At 39.1% G+C, this 20918-nt stretch carries 15 protein-coding genes; 7 read left to right on the forward strand and 8 right to left on the reverse strand.

The window, feature by feature from the left end; genetic code table 11:
- Positions 1 to 115: 115 nt before the first annotated feature.
- Positions 116 to 496, reverse strand: a complete 381-nt coding sequence (locus PVK70_RS05150) for an MmcQ/YjbR family DNA-binding protein (RefSeq protein ID WP_338000488.1) — start codon at positions 494 to 496, stop codon at positions 116 to 118.
- 41 nt (positions 497 to 537) lie between these two features.
- Between PVK70_RS05150 and PVK70_RS05155 the strand changes: the two genes are divergently transcribed.
- Positions 538 to 729, forward strand: coding sequence for a hypothetical protein (locus tag PVK70_RS05155; protein ID WP_130045203.1), 192 nt, complete (start codon positions 538 to 540; stop codon positions 727 to 729).
- Positions 730 to 735: 6 nt separating this feature from the next.
- On the opposite strand, the gene PVK70_RS05160 is transcribed toward PVK70_RS05155, so the two are convergent.
- Positions 736 to 1524, reverse strand: a complete 789-nt coding sequence (locus PVK70_RS05160; RefSeq protein ID WP_130047595.1) for an AraC family transcriptional regulator — start codon at positions 1522 to 1524, stop codon at positions 736 to 738.
- 498 nt (positions 1525 to 2022) lie between these two features.
- Between PVK70_RS05160 and PVK70_RS05165 the strand changes: the two genes are divergently transcribed.
- Both PVK70_RS05165 and pepT read left to right on the forward strand, forming a co-directional pair.
- A complete protein-coding gene (locus tag PVK70_RS05165) occupies positions 2023 to 2403 on the forward strand; it encodes a helix-turn-helix domain-containing protein (RefSeq protein WP_130045205.1) in 381 nt (126 codons plus the stop codon).
- A 127-nt stretch (positions 2404 to 2530) separates the two neighbouring features.
- Positions 2531 to 3760, forward strand: a complete 1230-nt coding sequence (gene pepT, locus PVK70_RS05170) for a peptidase T (RefSeq protein WP_130047594.1) — start codon at positions 2531 to 2533, stop codon at positions 3758 to 3760.
- Between the two features lie 83 nt (positions 3761 to 3843).
- Here the strand turns inward: pepT and fdhF are convergent, their stop codons facing one another.
- Complete coding sequence (gene fdhF / locus PVK70_RS05175) at positions 3844 to 8004, reverse strand: formate dehydrogenase subunit alpha (RefSeq protein ID WP_130047593.1); 4161 nt, start codon at positions 8002 to 8004, stop codon at positions 3844 to 3846.
- Positions 8005 to 8298: 294 nt separating this feature from the next.
- Between fdhF and glpA the strand changes: the two genes are divergently transcribed.
- The 4 genes from glpA (at position 8299) to PVK70_RS05195 (ending at position 14554) form a co-directional block, all read left to right on the forward strand.
- On the forward strand, positions 8299 to 9996 hold the full coding sequence (glpA, locus tag PVK70_RS05180) for an anaerobic glycerol-3-phosphate dehydrogenase subunit A (RefSeq protein WP_130047592.1): 1698 nt from the start codon (positions 8299 to 8301) through the stop codon (positions 9994 to 9996).
- Positions 9993 to 11360: a glycerol-3-phosphate dehydrogenase subunit GlpB gene (glpB, locus tag PVK70_RS05185; RefSeq protein ID WP_130047591.1), complete on the forward strand. Its 1368-nt coding sequence runs from the start codon at positions 9993 to 9995 to the stop codon at positions 11358 to 11360. The genes glpA and glpB overlap by 4 nt, the downstream gene beginning before the upstream one ends.
- On the forward strand, positions 11357 to 12628 hold the full coding sequence (gene glpC, locus PVK70_RS05190) for an anaerobic glycerol-3-phosphate dehydrogenase subunit GlpC (RefSeq protein ID WP_130047590.1): 1272 nt from the start codon (positions 11357 to 11359) through the stop codon (positions 12626 to 12628). Before glpB ends, glpC begins: the two co-directional genes overlap by 4 nt.
- A gap of 225 nt (positions 12629 to 12853) precedes the next feature.
- Positions 12854 to 14554: a GGDEF domain-containing protein gene (locus tag PVK70_RS05195; protein WP_130047589.1), complete on the forward strand. Its 1701-nt coding sequence runs from the start codon at positions 12854 to 12856 to the stop codon at positions 14552 to 14554.
- Positions 14555 to 14576: 22 nt separating this feature from the next.
- Here PVK70_RS05195 and PVK70_RS05200 read toward each other — a convergent pair whose 3' ends face one another.
- From PVK70_RS05200 to PVK70_RS05220, 5 genes are all read right to left on the reverse strand, one after another.
- On the reverse strand, positions 14577 to 15665 hold the full coding sequence (locus PVK70_RS05200; protein ID WP_130047588.1) for a linear amide C-N hydrolase: 1089 nt from the start codon (positions 15663 to 15665) through the stop codon (positions 14577 to 14579).
- Between the two features lie 123 nt (positions 15666 to 15788).
- Positions 15789 to 17336 (reverse strand): glycerol-3-phosphate dehydrogenase, encoded by a 1548-nt coding sequence (gene glpD, locus PVK70_RS05205; RefSeq protein ID WP_130047587.1) that lies wholly within the window; start codon positions 17334 to 17336, stop codon positions 15789 to 15791.
- 180 nt (positions 17337 to 17516) lie between these two features.
- On the reverse strand, positions 17517 to 18284 hold the full coding sequence (locus PVK70_RS05210) for a DeoR/GlpR family transcriptional regulator (protein ID WP_130047586.1): 768 nt from the start codon (positions 18282 to 18284) through the stop codon (positions 17517 to 17519).
- 190 nt (positions 18285 to 18474) lie between these two features.
- Positions 18475 to 19989 (reverse strand): glycerol kinase GlpK, encoded by a 1515-nt coding sequence (glpK, locus tag PVK70_RS05215; protein WP_130045213.1) that lies wholly within the window; start codon positions 19987 to 19989, stop codon positions 18475 to 18477.
- A 71-nt stretch (positions 19990 to 20060) separates the two neighbouring features.
- A complete protein-coding gene (locus PVK70_RS05220) occupies positions 20061 to 20915 on the reverse strand; it encodes an MIP/aquaporin family protein (protein WP_130047585.1) in 855 nt (284 codons plus the stop codon).
- Between the last annotated feature and the right edge of the window lie 3 nt (positions 20916 to 20918).

Here is a 20918-nt window from a genome sequence, read left to right on the forward strand (position 1 = left end):
TATTGCGCTAAAAAATAATTGTATTTAAACATAATATTTGTATGTTTATCAATCAGTTCTATTTATAGAATTATTATCTTCAGCCAATGTAGTGGTATCTCAGTTAAGATTTTTATTAGATAATCATTTTCTGTGCTTTCGTTAATTTAGAGGTGATAAGAGAATAAGAGCTATCAATCCAGTCTTCTAACATTCCAATAGACACTTCATTATTGACTGCGATTGTAATCCAATGTTTCTTATTCATGTGGTACCCCCGCTCAATGCATTCAAACTCTTCACTTAAAAAAGTAACATTCTCTGGGGAGGCTTTAAGCGTAATGGTTAGTTTTTCATTACGGTAACCAATTAGAGCAAACATTTTACCAAAAACTTTAAAGACTTGTGCATCCGGACCAAATGGGTAAGAGTCTTCACTACAAGGTTTAGCAAGAAGATAATCTATCAATTCTCTTTCTGTCATTTGCATAGGTTCAATTACAAGAGTGTCATTCAATGTTAATATCCCTTTAATTATTTTATTACTGGAGAGTGACCATGCCATCAGAACTCAAACTTATCCCTATTGCTCTGTTCTGTGCGTTTCTCTCTATTATAGGTCACTTTATTCTCAGTAGCCTTTTTTCTGATGCTAACTGGCTTGAATACGCAGCGGCAATCATCCCATTAAGTATGATTATCATTGTTTATTTCGCTTTTAAGTTTGCGATAAAAAATGATGAGCGATAACGCACCTCAAATTGAATGTTTCAGTTTATATTGCTCTGGTGTGCAATCAGAATAACGCTTAAACATGGTAATAAACGGGCTAGTTTGATTATAGCCTAAGCTAAACGCGACTTCTTTAATCGACATTTTCTTTCTTAGTAACTCTAAAGAGTAAAGGTATCGGATCCTTAATCTCCATTCCGTAAAACTCATCCCTAACTCATTTTGGCAATGTCGGGATAACGTTCTCTCTGTCGTATGATTTTTTGCAGCCCACTCAGCTAACGATGTTTCATCTGCAGGATTCGCTTCAAGCGTTTCAAGAATTGGTTTTAATAATTTATCTGTAGAGGTAGGTAAAAAGCGTTCACTTTGTTTAGCAATTAATAGTTGGTCAAACAGTACCTTAATTAATCTATCTTGCTGTTCATTTTCTGGCTTTTGGATTTTATGCTCTCGTAGTTCTTCAATTAATGCCTCAACTAACGCACTCACTTCTAGTAAACAAGTATGCTCAGGAAGTTTTTTAGCTAATTCTGGGATAATATTTACAGAGCAGTAAGCAATAGGCTTTCGGTTATAGCTTTGATGTTTTACTCCTGCTGGAACCCAAATTGCAAAATGAGATGGAGCAAGAAAACGCTGCCCCTCGGCTTTGAGTTCTAAAATGCCCCCACTGATGATTTGTAATTGCCCCCATGAGTGAGAATGAGCACGAGTTTCGGTATTTGAACGAAAAGCGTCAAACAACAAATAAATATCTGAAGGCAACGTATCAAAAGTAACGGATGCTTGTATATGTCGTTGGCCTACCATTCCTTAACCTCAATTAACTAGAGTTAGTGTATCTAATCATAGTTATTTACAGTGAACAAGTTATATTAATACAAATAAATAAATCTACGTAACCCTCTAATTTTTTATATTTTAATATATATATATTAACAATTTAATTCGTACATTAAGTCATTAAATTATTTTTTGAACAAACAATTTGCATTAAATGAGCAATATGATTAATATGCATTCACAAAATCAATCCGATACCTTCTTATTGGATACTTATCAATAAAATTAATAAGTTACAGCAAGGTAACATTTAATTTTAACATGCAACATCAAACAGATTATTACTTAAAATCTGCTCACTTAAATAAGTTTATCTACAATTCAACGAATATTAAATAAAAGCTTATACTCTATAAGTTAGCTAATGAAGTTTATTTCACTTGTATATAAAATAGTTGGAAATATAATTTCAATTAGATGTTGAATTGTTAACATTCTATTAAATTTACAATTCCGAGGTTTATTATGTTAGATGAAAGCACCTCTATGGAAAGTATCTCTCGACGGATCGAGGCCAGAAAAAAAGAGCTAGGACTTTCCAATACTCAAATTGCTACCGCATGCGATGTATCAACCAGAACGGTTATTAACTGGACAAGTGGCCTTTCTAGCCCTCATATATCCAAATTGATTCCATTAAGTTTTACTCTGAGAAAAGAGATTGGCTGGATTGTTTCAGGTAGCGATAACATTCCTGATTGGCTAGGCGTCACGATGTCTGATGTGATCGAGTTCCATCAGGAACTATCAAAATACTCGAAATCAGAACGCACCATGCTATTTAAATCAATCAGTAACTTAATCAGTCAATTCGGCTTTATTTTAAAAACAAAAGACAACAAATAATCTGTATGAGTAGCGCGTAAATGTGCGCTACTCCAATTTACTTTTTATGACCCATCGCAATTATTCATCTTCTTTTTTGATCCATACTCATTCTTTGCCTTCTTTTCAACTATATAGAGTGACTATCATGAAAGATCTCGTAGAACGCTTTCTTCGTTATGTAAGTATCGATACGCAATCCAATCCTTCAGCACCTCAATGCCCAAGTACAGAAAAGCAGTTTAATTTAGCAAAGCAATTAATCGCTGAATTAACTGAGCTTGAACTTTCTGATGTCTCTCTTGATGACAATGGCTATGTCATGGCTCGCTTACCATCAAACGTCGACTACGATGTGCCAGCGATTGGTTTCATTGCTCATATGGATACTGCCCCTGATGCATCAGGTGAAAACGTAAAACCACAGCTTATTGAAAACTATCAAGGTAATATTATTACGCTTGGCACTAGTGGTGAAGAGCTGAACCCAACTCAATTTCCTGATTTAAAAAATCTAATTGGGCATGACTTAATTACTACAGATGGCACAACCCTCCTTGGTGCCGATAACAAAGCAGGGATTGCCGAAATTCTAACTGCGATTGCAGTACTAAAAGCCAACCCTGAGATCCCACATGGTGATATCTGCATTGGCTTTACCCCAGATGAAGAAATTGGCCGTGGCGCAGACCTATTTGATGTTGAAAAATTCAATGCTAAGTGGGCGTACACTATCGATGGTGGCCCTGTGGGTGAATTAGAATATGAAAACTTTAATGCCACAAGTGCGGATGTTATTTGCCACGGTGTAAACGTTCACCCTGGCACAGCTAAAGGCAAGATGATCAACGCCATGAACATTGCCGCGCAATTCCAATTAATGATGCCAACAGATGAAACCCCAGAAGGCACTGAAGGCTATGAAGGTTTCTATCATCTAAAATCAATGGAAACTGGCGTAGCAAAAACTGAACTTGGTTATATTGTTCGTGATTTTAGCCGTGAAGGTATGGCTGATCGTAAAGCCTTTATGCAGCAAAAAGTAGATGAGCTAAACGCAAAACTAGAAAAAGGCCGTGTTGAACTGATTTTAACCGACAGCTACTTCAATATGCGTGAAATGGTAGAACCTCATCCACACGTCATCGAATTAGCAAAACAAGCAATGACCGCTTGTGACATTCAACCTGATATTAAACCAATCCGAGGCGGGACTGATGGTGCTCGTTTATCTTTTATGGGTTTACCTTGCCCTAATATCTTTACGGGTGGTTACAACTTCCACGGTATTCATGAATTCATTACGATTAATGGCATGAAACAAGCCGTTGATGTGATTGTGAAAATTGCAGAGTTAAACGCTATCAACAATAAGTAATTCATAACACTATTTCTAAAACATAAAAAATGCCCGATGATTAACTCAAATCATCGGGCATTTTATTTTAGCTTAGTCGCTATTTAGCACATTTCAGGTTCTGGTTGTAATACCTTCTCAACCTTCACCGCTGCCACTTTAAACTCAGGGATCTTCGCATGAGGATCAAGCGCTGTTGTGGTCAGTTTATTCGCTGCCGCTTCCACAAAATGGAACGGTACAAATATCACGCCTTCTTGCATACGCTTAGTCACAAATGCAGGCGCTTCAATCGTGCCACGGCGTGTTGATACTCGAACCATCTCACTGTTTGAGATACCTAAACGCTCAGCATCAGCCACACTCATCATGGCGCGCGGACCAGCAAGGTTGTTCAACCCTTTAGTTTTACGTGTCATGGTACCTGTATGGTACTGCTCCAATAAGCGACCCGTTGTGAGCACTAATGGGTACTCTTCATCAGGCAACTCAGCCGCATATCTAAATGGAACCGCTGCCATTTGACCTTTACCACGTAAGAACTGCTGATTATGCATAATGCGAGTGCCTTGCGGATTCGCTTCATTACATGGCCATTGAAGTCCATTTTTACCAATGGCATCCCAGTGCATGCCTTGGTACTGAGGCGTCACTTGAGTGATCTCTTCAGTAATGTCTTCAACCGATTGGTAATTCCACTCACCACCCATTGCATTAGCAATTTCTTGAATGATCCACCAATCTTCTTTCGCTTCGCCCGGAGGATTTACCGCAGGTGAGATACGTTGAACACGGCGCTCAGTATTGGTAAAGTGACCCGCTTTTTCTGCAAACGAACACGATGGCAGAATAACATCAGCATAAGCCGCGGTTTCTGTCATAAAGATATCTTGTACAACTAAGAAATCTAACGCCTCTAAACCGTGAATTACATGTGTTTGATCAGGATCACTCAACACTGGGTTCTCGCCCATGACGAATAAACCTTTTACTTGCTCATGGCACGCTGCATCAATGATTTCGGTTAACGTTAGGCCTTTCTTATTTGGTAAGTTTGGCTTATTCCACGCTTTTACGAACTTCTCGTAAACCGCAGGATTCTCGACCTTTTGATAACCTGGGAAATCTGTTGGCAACGCACCCATATCACACGCACCTTGTACGTTTGATTGGCCACGAAGTGGATTAATACCACCACCTTCAATACCAATGTTGCCACACAGCATTTGTAAATTAGCAATAGAGCGAACGTTGTCATGCCCTGTCGTATGCTGCGTAATACCCATTGAGTAATAAATAGCAGTACGTTTAGCGGTACCAATGTAACGTGCCATTTCAATCACATCTTGTGCTTTTACGCCTGTGATTAGCTCAATTTTCTCAGGTGAATATGTCTCTGACATCACTTCTGATTTCAGCTCATCAAAACCTTCAACACGTTCTGTAATGTACGCTTGATCGTGCCAGTTGTTTTTGATGATCTGCTGCATAATACCGTTAAGTAACATCACATCCGTACCAGGACGTTGAGCAACATACAACTCAGCATGATCAGAGATATCTACTTGCTTTGGATCCGCAACAATCAAACGAGCACCGTGATGACGGATGGCTTGTTTAATGTGAGAAGCAATAATCGGGTGAGCAGATGTGGTATCTGAACCAATAATAAAGATCAGATCTGAATGTTTGATACTTGGAATATCATTGGTCATCGCCCCACTACCAATAGAGGCTTCTAGGCCTGTTACCGTGGTTGAGTGACATAAGCGCGCACAATGGTCGAGGTTATTGGTTTCAAACTCACGACGTACTAATTTTTGGAACGCGTAGTTATCTTCATTGGTGGTTTTTGCAGACGAGAATCCAGCTAGCGCATTACCGCCATGTTGAGATTTAATGGCACTGAACTTATCAGCAACTAATGTGATCGCCTCTTCCCAACTTGCAGGAACTAACTCACCATTTTTACGAATTAACGGTGTTTTTAAACGCTCATCACTGCTAACAAAATCAAAACCAAAGCGACCTTTAACACACAGCATGCCTTCGTTCACAGGAGATGATTTCGCACCTTGAACATATTTAATTTTGTTTGTCGATTCATCAACCATCATGGTTAACTTACAACCTACGCCACAATAGGTACAAATCGTATCAACCGGTTTTAAAACTTCGATTCGGCCTTGAGATTTATCACGAGAATCAACCAATGCACCAACAGGACACGCTTGAACACACGCACCACATTGCACACAGTTTGAGTTACCCATTTGATAACCGTGCTCAAACCCTGCACGACATTCAGGACGAGAAGCATTGGTTCCGTCTTCATTTTTCATGAAGCTTAAAACGCCATGCACGCCTTTTTCGTTACACGCTTCAACACATTGACCACAACTAATACAACGGTTGGCATCAAAAACAATAAATTCAGAGCTGGTATCGATAGCAAACTTCTGTTTACTTTCGTTGCTTAAATCCGTTTCATCCGCTTTATATTCCGTTGCATAATCACGCAGTCCACAATTGGTGTTAGCTTGACATGCACACTCTAAGCAACGCTCAGCTTCACGAATCGCATCTAAATTATCAAAGCCCGTTTCAACTTCATCAAAGCTTTGCTCACGCTGCTTAGCCGTAAGTTCAGGCATGATGACGCGCATTGCTTTTTGGATATGTTCAAAATGCTTAGGATCAACTTGCTTAGTTTTCTTCTCTTTTTGAGAATTAAACGGTTTAGTTGGAATTTTCTCCATGTCACCGTTAAAGAAACGATCAATCGCTTCTGCAGCAATACGACCATCAGCAACCGCTTCAATTGCCGTTGCAGGACCACGACGAAAATCACCGATGCTAAAAATATTTTTCACACCACTGTGCATTGTCAAACTGTTTGCATCAGCGGTATTCCAACGAGTCAGTGGCAAATCAATCGTATCGTTCTCTAAAAAGCTTAAATCCGGTTTTTGTGATACCGCAGAAATTACAGTATCAAACTCTTCAATAAAAAATTCACCGGTTGCCTGAGGACTACGACGACCAGATGCATCAGGTTCACCTAATGCCATTTTCTCCAAACGAACTTGAGTCACTCGCCCATTTTCATCAGCAATATTTTCAACCGGGTTGGTTAAGAAATGGAATTTAACACCTTCGTGTTCAGCTTCAACCACTTCATAATCTTCAGCGGGCATCTCTTCACGAGTACGACGATAAATAAGCGTTGTATCGGCACCATCACGCACCGCTGTACGAGCACAGTCAATCGCCGTGTTACCACCACCAATAACCGCTACTTTTTTACCTGTCGTTAATTTAGATTCTGTTACGTAATCTTTTAAGTAATCAACTCCTAAATAACAACCACCAAGCTCACTGCCTTGATAATGCATTTCAACGGCTTTTGAAGCACCGACTGCCAAACAGACAGCATCATACTCATCACTTAACTGTGTTAATGAGAAATCCTCACCTAGTTTCACAGAAGTTTGAATTTCCATACCGTTACGACACATCAATTCGATTTCTTTATCTAAAATCGATTTTGGTAAACGATATTCAGGAATACCATAACGTAGCCAACCGCCTGCTTTAGGCATTGACTCAAATACCGTTACACTGTAACCCTCATTAGTCAGGTAATAACCACAGGTTAATCCACCCGGACCACTACCAATCACAGCAATGGATTTTCCTTTGTCTGCTTTCTTTGGTGGCACATAAGATTCTTGAGCATGTAGATCCACATCAGCCGCATGACGTTTTAATTGACGAATAGCTAATGGCTCATCAACCAAACCACGACGACATTCCGCTTCACAGAACGCAGGACAAACACGACCAATAGATAATGGCATTGGCAATGTTCGTTTAATGACTTCAATGGCTTTTTGATGATCATCTTGCGAAATGTGGTACAGATATGACTGTATATCTACGCCTGCAGGACATGCGGTTTGGCACGGCGCTTCGCAGTCTGCATAATGATCAGAAAGAATTTTATTTAATGCACTTTGACGACGTTTTGCTAACGCTTCAGACGAAGTGATCACTTGCATACCATCAACGACTTGAGTTTCACAAGCGCGTTGAATTCCTTGACCATCAACTTCTACAACACACAGATCACATGGTACTTTCTCACCATTGATATTGTTTCCGCATAGTGACGGGATCTCGACATTGCATTCCTTTGCAGCTGCTAACAGTGTTATCTCTTCATCGATAGTGAATGTTTGGTTATCTATAGTTATTTTCATCATTCAGTACCCTAGATTTATTACTAATTATTCCAATTATATCATCTGTTCTTTATAAAATTTGATATGACTCGCAAATCCGCCGTCCTTCTATTCGAAAACGCGCAAATTATTCTCTTTACCATCGGGTTAAACCCCTAAGCCCACCTTCGTTTAATGAAATTCATGTGACTTATATACCAAAACGAAAATAACACGAATGCGCGAACGAACATAATTGCGCTAAATCAAAGAAAGTGCAGAAGATAAATATCATCATAGATCCATACATCATAAGTGGTAAAAAGAGAGTGAATTATGGATAAAACGTCTCGATTAGAAACGTCAGTGATCATCATCGGAGGTGGTGCGACAGGCACGGGGATCATGCGTGACTGTGCTCTGCGCGGTATCGATTGCATTTTAATTGAAAAAGACGATTTAGCTTCTGGAACCACAGGCCGAAATCATGGCTTACTTCACTCTGGGGCTCGCTATGCCGTTACGGATAACGAATCAGCTAAAGAATGCATTCATGAGAATAAAATATTAAAAAACATCGCAAAGCATTGTGTTGAAGATACACAAGGCCTGTTTATCTCTCTTCCTGATGATGACTTAGATTTTCAAAAGCAGTTTATTGAATCATGCCAAATTGCTGGTATTGAAGCAAAACAACTCACCCCTAAGGAAGCCTTATTACTTGAACCAAACGTCAACCCTAACCTAATTGGTGCGGTTCAAGTGCCGGATGGAACACTTGACCCTTTTCGTTTATGTGCGGCAAATGTGCTTGATGCGAAAGAAAATGGTGCGCGTTTGCTCACTCATACTCATGTTACGTCTCTTATTCGCCACCAAGATACGGTTCTTGGGGTTAAATGTATTGATGTTAGAACCAATCAAAAATTTGAAATATTCGCATCAGAAGTCATTAATGCCGCAGGTATTTGGGGGCAAAACATTTGTGAATACGCTGATTTGAGCATCAAGATGTTCCCAGCTAAAGGCTCATTACTGATCTTAGATTATCGTATTAATAACTTAGTAATAAACCGTTGCCGTAAGCCTTCTGATGCCGACATTTTAGTACCGGGTGACACTATTTCATTAATAGGAACCACATCAGAGCATATTGATTATGACAAAATAGATGACCTTCACGTTAGCGCTAAAGAGGTGGATATTCTACTAAGCGAAGGTGCCAAACTTGCCCCTATTATGGCGAATACTCGTGTACTTCGCGCTTATGCTGGTGTACGTCCTTTAGTCGCGGTAGATGATGATGGTTCTGGCCGTAATATTAGCCGTGGGATTGTCTTACTTGACCATAGTGAAAAAGATGGACTGAACGGATTAACGACCATTACCGGCGGTAAATTAATGACGTCACGCTTAATGGCAGAAATGACCACGGATCTTGTAGCTAAAAAACTGAATAACACCCAACAATGCACAACACACAGCCGTCCACTTCCGGGGTCAAACAGTGCTTCTATCGCAGCGAAAAAAACCGCAAGCCTAGCAAAACCTGTTTATCAAAGTGCGGTTTATCGCCATGGTGAACGAGCACAACGTTTCTTAACTGATAATGCAAAAGATCAAGCGGTTATCTGTGAATGTGAAATGGTAACTCAAGGTGAAATCAACTATGCCATCAATCAATTAGATGTGCACAACTTAGTCGATCTACGTCGTCGTACCCGTTTAGGTATGGGACCTTGCCAAGGCGAACTATGTACGTATCGCGCTGCTGGGCTATTTGAAGAATGTGGACAAGTCTCTGGCAATCAATCAAGCCAATTACTGACTCACTTTTTAGAAGAACGCTGGAAAGGTATCAAGCCCGTTTTCTGGGGTGATGCTCTGCGTGAGGCTGAATTTAGCTATTGGATTTATGAAGGCTTATTTGGTGCAAGCGATATACCAACCGCGAACACCAGTACTGATACAGCGATAACGTCAGAACAAACAGAGACGTCTCAACAACAAAAAGAACAAGAGGCAACATTATGAACTTCGATACCATTATCATTGGCGGTGGCATGGCTGGCTTAAGCTGTGCTCTTCGCTGCTTAGAAGCAGGGTTAAAAACAGCGGTGATTGCCTCTGGTCAAAGTGCCCTACACTTCTCATCAGGCTCTATTGATGTATTAGCAAAAACACCTGATGGCACGCATGTTATCGACCCTATGTCAGCAATTGATGGCTTTTCGACTCATTATCCTGAACACCCTTATGCCACATTAGGAAAAGAAACGGTAAACCGTGCGATTGATTGGTACCAAGCGACGCTATCTAGTATTGGTGTTCCACTAACCTCTCAAACAAACGGACGTAATCATTATCGATTAACGCCACTAGGCACAATGAAATCAACGTGGTTATCGCAACCTTTTGTTCATCAATTCCCAATGGCACTAGAAAGCAATACAGTGCAAAAAATAGTATTGGTGACGATTGATGGCTTTCGTGATTTTCAACCAAAGTTAGCGCAAGATAACCTAAAGCAAATCAGTCAATTATCTGATGTTGAAATTTCAACAGCAACCGTCTCTTTGTCTGCTTTTAATGACATTCAACGCAATCACTGTGAATTACGCTCTATTGATCTTTCTCGATTATTAGCAAAACGAGCGAACCTACAAGAATTTGCACATGCACTGCAGCAACACGCGAATCCCGGCGATCTTGTCGTAATTCCGGCTATTTTTGGTAATGGCAAAGGTTTGGGGCTTTTAAAGGAGATTGAAGCGTTAACTCAATTGACCTTATGTGAAGTTCCAACTATGCCACCATCATTATTGGGTATTCGATTAGAAGAAACCATGAAACACGCTTTCATTGAACAAGGTGGAACCCTACTCAATGGGGACCACGTTATTCAGGGTGAATTTTCGTATGTTGATAGAGAAGATCCTGAGCATTCGCACTACAGATTAAACCGTATATTCACTAAAAATCATGGTGACTTCCCACTGCAAGCAAAGCAGTTTGTACTAGCAACCGGCAGCTTTTTTAGCCAAGGTTTAAAAGCAAGTGCAAGTTCAATGGAAGAACCTATTTTTGGTTTAGATCTTAATCAAAGTAACACTCGAACGGGTTGGTATAATCCAAGCTTCTTTAGCCCTCAATCTCACCCATTTTTAAGTATGGGCGTAACAACAACCTCACAACTACAAGCAATAAAATCAGGTCATATTATTGATAATCTGTATTGCGCCGGAGCGATCTTATCGGGTTATAACCCTGTATTAGAAGGCAGCGGCAGTGGTGTTGCAATTAGCTCTGGGTTTCATGCTGCAGAATCAATAATCAAGCAGATAAAACCTGAATGTTTATCCCATAATAAAACAGAACAACAAGAGGTCGCATTATGAGCAGCCCACTATTTAATTCAAATCTATTAAAAGATCGTTTTGCAAAAGATAACTTAATCTTCAGAGCACCAGCAAATACGAGTTTTGATCAGTGTTTAAAATGCACCGTATGTACCGTGTATTGTCCTGTTGCTAAAGAGAACCCTGATTATCCTGGGCCAAAACAATGCGGCCCTGATGGCGAGCGTTTACGCTTTAAAAGCCCAGAATATTATGACGAAACCTTAAAGCTATGCACCAACTGCAAGCGCTGTGAAACCGCTTGTCCGTCAGGGGTTAAAATTGGTGACATGATTGCAGTTGCGCGTGGTAAACACGGAAAACCAGCTTATAACATGAAGGGGATCCGTGACTTCGTATTAAGTCATACCGATCTATTTGGCTCGGTAGCAACGCCTGTTGCCCCTATTGTAAACGCTGTCACGAGTGTACCCTTAGTAAAAAAAGTAATGCACAAAACCATTGGTGTTCATGACCATAAATCACTGCCTAAGTATTCTCACGGAACGTTCCGCCGTTGGTATAAAAAAGAAGTGTCTGATCAATCGATTTACCAGCAACAAGTCCACTATTTTCACGGATGCTTTGTAAACTATAACCACCCGCAACTAGGGAAAGACTTTATCCGCGTCATGAATAACATGCACATTGGCGTGCAGTTATTAGATAAAGAGAAATGTTGTGGTGTCCCTCTTATTGCTAATGGCTTCCATAAAAAAGCACAGAAAAACGCCGAGTTTAATGTGGCTAATTTAGAAGCGGCGATTGAACGTAGAGATGTGCCGATTCTATCGACCTCTTCTACCTGTTCATTCACCTTACAACAAGAGTATCCACACGTATTAGATGTCGATAACAGCAAAGTAGCGAAAAAAATAGAATACGTTACACGCTTCATACTAAAAGAAATAATGAATGGTCGTGGGCCTAAAATGAAACCCTTAAATAAGAAGATTGTCTACCATACGCCTTGTCATTTAGAGCGCAGTGGTGGCAATATCTACACTATCGAATTGCTGCGTGCTATCCCCGGTTTGGAAGTGCAAGTACTAGACAGTGAATGCTGTGGTTTAGCTGGAACTTACGGTTTTAAAACAGAGAATTACGATACCTCTATCGCTATTGGTAAAAATATCTTTGACCAAATAAAAGCGGCTAAACCAGATTATGCAATTACTGATTGTGAAACCTGTAAATGGCAAATTGAAGAGAATACCAATGTGACAACTATTCATCCAATTTCGTTATTGTGTGAAGCATTGGTGTAAATTAACCTCAACAGCCTGCCTCATAAGTGATCAGGCTGTTGTATTAGATATATCCAGCACCAAACAAACCCTCAAAAACAACACCAGAATTCCATATAATTAATGCAAATACATTCATTTTATAAATGTGACTTAGATCTCAATTTAAACACCTATTAACATAGTAACTAAACAGCTAAGCGTGATAGATTAGCCACAAATTTAATCTAGAATATAATTATAATAATGCTTGAGAATACCTACTTCATTTATCAACCAAATTTCTTCGAAGGCTCCATTGTTTCTTATGAAGCATTAATAAGAGTTAAGGGCTCTGACGACTTACCTCTAGACTTTATTTCAACGATTAATAATAAAGAAGAGTTTGATAAAGCAGTAATTTCTCATATTATTTCCGATAAATTGAGTCTAAATAATCAAGATAATGTTCATATCTCAATCAACATATCAGTCAGCAGTTTAGAGTCTGAATCTTTTATTGAATATTGTGAATCCGTATTCAAACATCATAAAGGCTTCTCGTTTGAGTTAAACTTTAAGCATCAAAACGTGAATCTTGAAAAAATACGTTCAAATATGCAGCGGCTAAAAAAACTCAACCTGTTTTTTACGCTTGATGACTACGGCACAGAATGCAAAAATTCAGATCCATTATTAAGCCTTAACTTTGACTATATAAAGATCGACCGCTCTTTAATTAGCCCAATTGAAGATGACTACTTATCATTTTGTTTCTTACGCTCGTTGTACCAAAAGTTAAATAAATTTTTAGGTAATAACGTCGTGATTAAGGGAATTGAAAACGTTAATCAATTAAATTTGATTCAATCTTTAGGGTCAGTAATATCTCAAGGGTATTACCTGTCTTACCCTATCTCGCTTTCTGAGTTAGATCAAAAACTTAAATCACATGCTCCTACTATTGATAATCAATTAAATGACTCAATGCCACCAATTGATCGCTTCATTTACAATATCAATGTAGCAAAAGACAATACCCAATTAAATCAAGCGTTAGAAGCCCTAAAGCCACAGGACCCATTTAATTTATTAGGTATTGACTACAACAATTTCAACTTGCAGGCACTTAATACAAAATACCAAGAATTACTCGATGGCATAAAAAGTCCTTCGATTCTATTTACAACCAATCTAATGAAACACTGTAATTGTCTTTTTATTCTAAGAGATGAGCACGGTGTAGCAATATACAATAATAAAAAACACACTGACTACCTTGGTTGTGATTTAGTTGGAATGCCTGTATCTAAAGTATTAGAACGATTCCCAGACTATCAAACTTGTCTGCAACTTGATCAACAGTTACTCAATAATGAGTCCGATATATTAATGTCGAATGAGACGGTAGAGGTCGATTCAACAACAACGCATTTCCATACTTATCGCCAAAAAATAAAGTATTTTGATAAAACCTTTGTCATGATATTTGTTTATGAAGATAACCAAGATGTACAATCGCCGATTGACCCATTAACAGGATGCTTTACTAAAGCTAAACTTAATCATATTGATGTAAACGCCTATAACACCATGGTATTTATTGATTTAGATGGGTTTAAGAATATTAATGACCAATATGGACATCAATTTGGAGATCAACAACTTAAGGAAGCTGCACGATTAATCAATCAAAACTTAAGAAAAGAAGATCTTCTTATTCGTTTTGGTGGGGATGAGTTTGTGCTTTGTTTTGACTCTCATTCAATTCAAGATATTCAAACTAAGATGAGAATGATCCGAACCAATCTTGAACATCATTTTCAACAGAGAGAGATCTTTTTATCTTATTCTTTTGGGGTAACTCCATTAGACATGGATATCCAGCTTGCCTTAGATAGTGCTGATAAAAAGATGTACATCAATAAAAGAAAACGTAAAAAAATCATTAATAATCAAGCCTCATAGTGAGGCTTGATTAAAGAGTTATCTATATATCTGGAGTCACATCTTGAACATGGAATGTTCCTGAATCTAACAACCGTTTTTCTTCTACTTTTCCAGTAAAATTGATCTTATTTAAATCCACTTTTTTTATCGTACTATCACGCATGGTTTTATAAAAGAATAATCCATTTGTTTGGTCTACGACAGAAGTCCATTGCGTCGCACTTGGTAAATCAGAAATATGTGCTTTATCATTAAATTCGCTTCCAATCGGAATATCAAAATTATTTAAAATATGGAATGCCTGAGATACCGCATCGGACCCTTCCTTCATTACAGGCGTTGAATTTACATAAAAGGCAGCACGCACAAATCTTGACGGTGGCGTAATATCACCCGGCAACCCTAAAAAGCTAGAACCAACACCAAAAGAGAAAGCATCTACATCGTTGATCTTTTGTCCCGGACTTACTCCTGGAGTTAAATGAATATAATTATTTAAATTAGTTACCTGCCATTGGTAATCTGGAGCATTTGTCAGCACTTTAGCCGCATTTTTATGGATATTAACTTCACCATTATTCATGATTTCAATAACAATGTTATTACCTTGCTTATCAGCTACGCGCCAGTGTGCTGTTGGTGATGGCACTCCTTTAGCATCAATATAAACTGGTACTATCTTTATGTGCTTAATCGCTTGTTCGACTTCAGCTACTGTTTTAAACTGCGATAACATCCAACGGTTAAAGTCCATATCAGTAATCGTTGTCTTAGTATCATTTGGGTTGTATTTCTCTAACGACCCATAATTTTTAAAATAAAATAGGCCTGCCGTTAATCCTTCCTCATTAACACCATCAGCAATAAAACGATCATCGCTGACCGAGATACCAACAAATCCATACTTAGAATCCCACTTTAATCCCTGCTTTTGATCTGGCATGGTAGATACGTATGAATAATCACGAGGAGATACAATTAATTTACTGTTCAGATCATTTTGACCCCACTCAATCGTTCGAGCCTGAATGTAATCATGATTAACCGTTGAAAGAGAAATACCCGTACAGGCACTCGCTGAATACGCGACACAAGACGCAATAAGCACTGAAAGAAGTTTAATTTTCATTTTACGATCCCATTAATATGACCTTAAGATAGTACTCTTATAGATGATAAATCCAAGTATTTCTATAAAATCAAAAAAGCCTGAAGCATACTTCAGGCTTAATCAAAAGATTTAAATTTAACATTAACTCACTTGCGCAAGTTTAACCCCCTTCTTTGTTCCTAATTTCTCATTCATATATTGAGCTACGGCATCTTGCTGGTCTTGAGTTAAATACAACCCTAACTTGGTTCGACGCCACAATACATCTTCGGCTTTTTGAGAAAACTCATGCTGCATTAAGTAGTCGATTTCTGTTTGGTACACACCTTCAGAAAATACTCGGCCCATATCTGCTTCTGAAGTTACATTTTCTAATAACGTCCAAACCAGTGTTCCAAATTGATTTACATAACGAGTGGCTGTTTTCTCTGATAACCATGGGTATTGGCTGCAAATATTACTTACTAATTGCGAACGAGGGTAATCAAAATCACCGCCCGGTAACGCCACATTTCTTGTCCATGGTTTTCCCATTTTAGAAAAGTATGGGTTTAGCATCTTCATTGCTGTTTCACCCAACTTTCTATACGTCGTAAGCTTCCCACCAAAAATAGACAACAATGGTGCTTGATCTAATTCTTGCTCTAACTCCAGAGTATAATCACGAGTGATCGCTTGAGGTGAATCAGACTCATCATCACACAATGGACGCACACCGCTGTAAGTCCAAACGACATCATCGCGTTTTATTTGATCAACAAAGTGCTGATTTACAACATCAATTAAGTAATTTACTTCATCTTCTGAGATCGCAACTTTTCTTGGGTCACCTTTATATTCAACATCCGTTGTACCTATGATTGAAAAATCTTCCATGTAAGGAATAACAAATACAATTCGGTTATCTTTATTTTGTAAAATATACGCCTGCTCTTCATTATGTATTCTAGGCACCACAATATGCGAGCCTTTAACCAAACGAATATTACGAGGGGATTCATCTTCTAAACTGTCATCAAAAAACTGTTTAACCCATGGACCCGCAGCATTAACCAGTGCTTTGGCCTTTCGCTCAAAACGTGTGTTTGTTTGCTCATCAAAAATAGTGACATGCCAAATATCATCAATACGATCGGCTTTCTCAACTCGGCAGTAGTTTTTCACTTCTGCACCATTTTTTTCTGCAGCCATTGCATTTAGGATCACTAAACGCGCATCATCAACCCAACAATCTGAATATTCAAAACCTTTGGTCATTTCAGGTTTTAGTAAGCCAGAGCTCGCTAAGTTAACTGAATGGCTTGCAGGAAGTGTAGTTCGTTTACCTAAATTATCGTAAAGGAAAAGACCAGCACGGATCATCCATGCAGGACGTAAAAATGGGCGATGAGGTAAACGAAAACGCATTGGTTTGGCAATATGTGGGGCTTTAGCTAATAACACTTCACGCTCGGCAAGCGCTTCAGACACTAAACGAAATTCATAATGTTCTAAATAACGTAAGCCACCGTGAATTAACTTTGAGCTTGCTGAAGAGGTTGCTGAAGCAAAATCAGACGCTTCGTATAGACCAACGGTTAATCCTCGACCAGCGGCATCAGCAGCAACGCCAGCCCCGTTAATACCACCACCAACTACAATTAAATCTAAAACAGCGCAGGTTGTGTGTGTTTGGTTTTCATTATTCATAGTAGTGACCTTAAAGACTCAAATGAGCGAACGAACATTAATTACGACAAAAACACGATAACTTAACTTTCGCTTTGAGTCACTTTTTATTTTCGATTCCGAACATTTACTGTGATACAGATACAAAAAATCCCTGATCTTAATCAAGAGCAGGGATTTTTTATTTATGAATAATGAGAGTTACTTAGAAATTACTTCATAAGGAATTTCATTATCTTTTAAAATCACCACGATCTCTTCTGGTGGTTCTTGATCGGTAATGATCATTTGCAACTCAGTAATACTACCTAGATTCACCATCGCATTACGACCAAATTTTGTATGGTCAACCGCAAGGTATACGCTGCGGCTATTTTCAATAATGGCTTTTTTTACTCGAACTTCATGATAATCGAAATCCAATAGCGAACCATCATAATCAATACCACTGATCCCCAATATTCCGAAATCTAAACGGAATTGTTTAATGAAATCTAACGTAGCTTCACCAACAATACCACCATCTCGGTTACGAACTTCACCGCCAGCAAGAATCACTTTAAAATCAGGATTTGCCATTAAGATCATAGCGACATTGATGTTATTGGTTACTACTCGTAAATCTTTATGATTTTTTACCAATGCTTTTGCTACTGATTCTGGCGTTGTGCCAATATCAATAAACAAGGTTGCACCATCTGGAATATGTTTCGCTAACGCTTCTGCTATCGTATCTTTCTCGTTTAACTGCATCACTTTACGCGTTGTATATGCTGTATTTACCGAGCTTAGTGGAATGGTAGCTCCGCCATGATGACGGCGAATTTTGTTCTCGTCAGCCAATTCATTTAAATCACGACGAATGGTTTGCGGACTTACTTTAAACTGTTCGACTAAATCCTCAGTGCTGACGTATCCATGTTGCTGCACAAGGTTTACTATTTCTTGATGTCTTGATAATTGCTTCACGAATTACTCCCCTAATTTCGAACAATCAATGACTTATATTTTCAACTCGAATTAGTGTACTAAAGAAGGAATAAATAGTGGTAGTTTTTGATGTAAATATGCGTGATATATATCAAACAAAGTTCGGAAAAGAAAAAAGGAGCACATTAAATGCGCTCCTTTTGTTTGATTAATAATCAGATTAGGTTAATTACTCTTCATCATGTAACTCTGCCCATGCTTGCGCACATTTTACTGCGCGTTTCCAACCACGATAACGTTGGTTACGCTTCTCTTCATCATGATGAGGTTCAAAAGAGCGATCAATGACGGCTTTATCTGCCAACTCATCAAGGCTACCCCAGAAACCAACCGCTAAGCCAGCAAGATAAGCAGCCCCTAACGCCGTTACTTCTGTAACTTGTGGACGGTGAACTGCAACATCCAATACATCCGATTGGAATTGCATTAAGAAGTTATTGGCAACCGCACCACCATCGACACGAAGTGCTGATAATTTGATCCCTGAATCCGCTTGCATCGCATCAATTACATCACGAGTTTGATAAGCAATACTCTCTAATGTTGCACGAATAATATGGTTTGAACCACAACCGCGTGTTAGGCCAACAATCGTACCACGCGCATACGCATCCCAATATGGTGCTCCAAGCCCGGTAAAAGCTGGAACCACATACACGCCATTTGATGAATCGACTTTAGTTGCAAAGTATTCTGAATCTTTTGCATCTGCCAGTAATTTCATCTCATCACGTAGCCATTGAATTGATGCTCCCCCCATAAATACTGCACCTTCAAGTGCGTAAGAGGCTTCACCACGTGGGCCACATGCTAGTGTTGTTAATAGGCCATTGCGAGACGTTACTTTCTCTTTGCCTGTATTCATTAGCAAGAAGCAACCTGTGCCGTAGGTATTTTTCGCTTGGCCTTGCTCCACACACATTTGACCATAAAGTGCGGCTTGTTGGTCTCCTGCAATACCAGCAATCGGAATACGTGTACCGCCTTTACCACCAATGTTTGTTTCGCCATATACTTCTGATGATGATTTCACTTCAGGCATCATTGAAAGTGGAATATCTAACTCTTTCAGCAGTTTTTCATCCCACTGAAGCGTATTGATATTAAACACCATTGTACGTGAAGCATTGGTGTAATCTGTAACGTGAACACGCCCTTGTGTCATCTTCCACACAAGCCAAGTATCAACGGTACCAAACAATAATTTACCTGCTTCAGCGTCTTCACGAGCGCCTTCCACATTATCAAGAATCCACTTAATTTTTGTACCTGAGAAATATGGGTCAACAACTAAACCTGTATTTTCACGAATATACTCTTCTAGACCTGCTTCTTTTAGCTTTTCACAGGTGTCAGCAGTACGACGACACTGCCAAACAATCGCATTATAGACAGGTTTTCCGGTTTCTTTATTCCAAACAATCGTCGTTTCACGTTGGTTCGTAATACCAATTGCAGCAATTTGATCACTGCGAATGCCTGTTTTTGCTAAGGTTTCAACTAGAGTCGAACTTTGCGTTGCGTAGATCTCTAGTGGGTCATGCTCTACCCAGCCTGCTTGAGGATAAATCTGAGTAAATTCACGCTGAGAAACACTGACAATATTTGCATTGTGGTCAAGAATGACGGCACGAGAGCTGGTAGTTCCTTGGTCAAGTGCAACAATGTATTTTTGCTCAGTCATGATGGAATCCTTTTATGTATTAGTTGTAATGTATTAGCTCGTAGGGCTATATTTGTTAGTTAACTATTTTATTAAACTTCAGCAGTTTTGGTGTCTTCTTCCACATCACACTGGTTTGGAATCGTACAACCATGACCTGCTTTTGGTAGATAAGCACCAATCATTTTTGGATATGCCCAACCACCGAAACATGCGCCAGCAATTGGTGCTAAAATTGGAACGATAAAGTAAGGAATTTCTTTTGCACCTGTTAATGCGTAATCCCAACCCGCTAAGTAAGCAAATAGTTTTGGACCAAAATCACGCGCAGGGTTCATTGCAAAACCGGTTAGAGGACCAAGAGAACCACCTATAACCGCAATTAGTAAACCAATAAGAAGTGGATTCATAGGACCGCGAGAAGCGCCATTATGTTCATCACCTAAAGCAAGAATTCCGAACATAAGAACAGCAGTAATAACAAACTCAACAGAAAATGCGCCTAGTATCGATAAAGAAGGATGGGGATAAGTTGAAAAGATACCAGCCGTTGATAATGCAGCTTCACTGCTTCTTAAAAAACCGTTCGCAATTTCATAATCAGCAAATAAATTACTGTATAACGCGTAAACTAACGCAGCAGAACAAAAAGCACCAAGTACTTGAGCAATGATGTAAGGAATTATTTTTGCTTTATCAAACCCATGAAAGGCAGCTAATGCAATGGTAACCGCTGGATTAAGATGTGCACCAGAGACACCCGCAGTACAATAAATGGCTATGGCAACGCCTATACCCCATATGATACTAACTTCCCACTGGCCAAATTCAGCACCAGTTAACACTAAGGCGGCGACACAACCGACACCAAAAAAGATTAATAAACCGGCACCGATAAATTCAGCGATGCATTGTCCAAGTAATGTATGTTGTTTATTATTCGCCATGAT

Origin of the sequence: Aliivibrio sp. A6, assembly GCF_028765505.1 — a bacterium.
Lineage (GTDB): Bacteria > Pseudomonadota > Gammaproteobacteria > Enterobacterales > Vibrionaceae > Aliivibrio > Aliivibrio finisterrensis_A.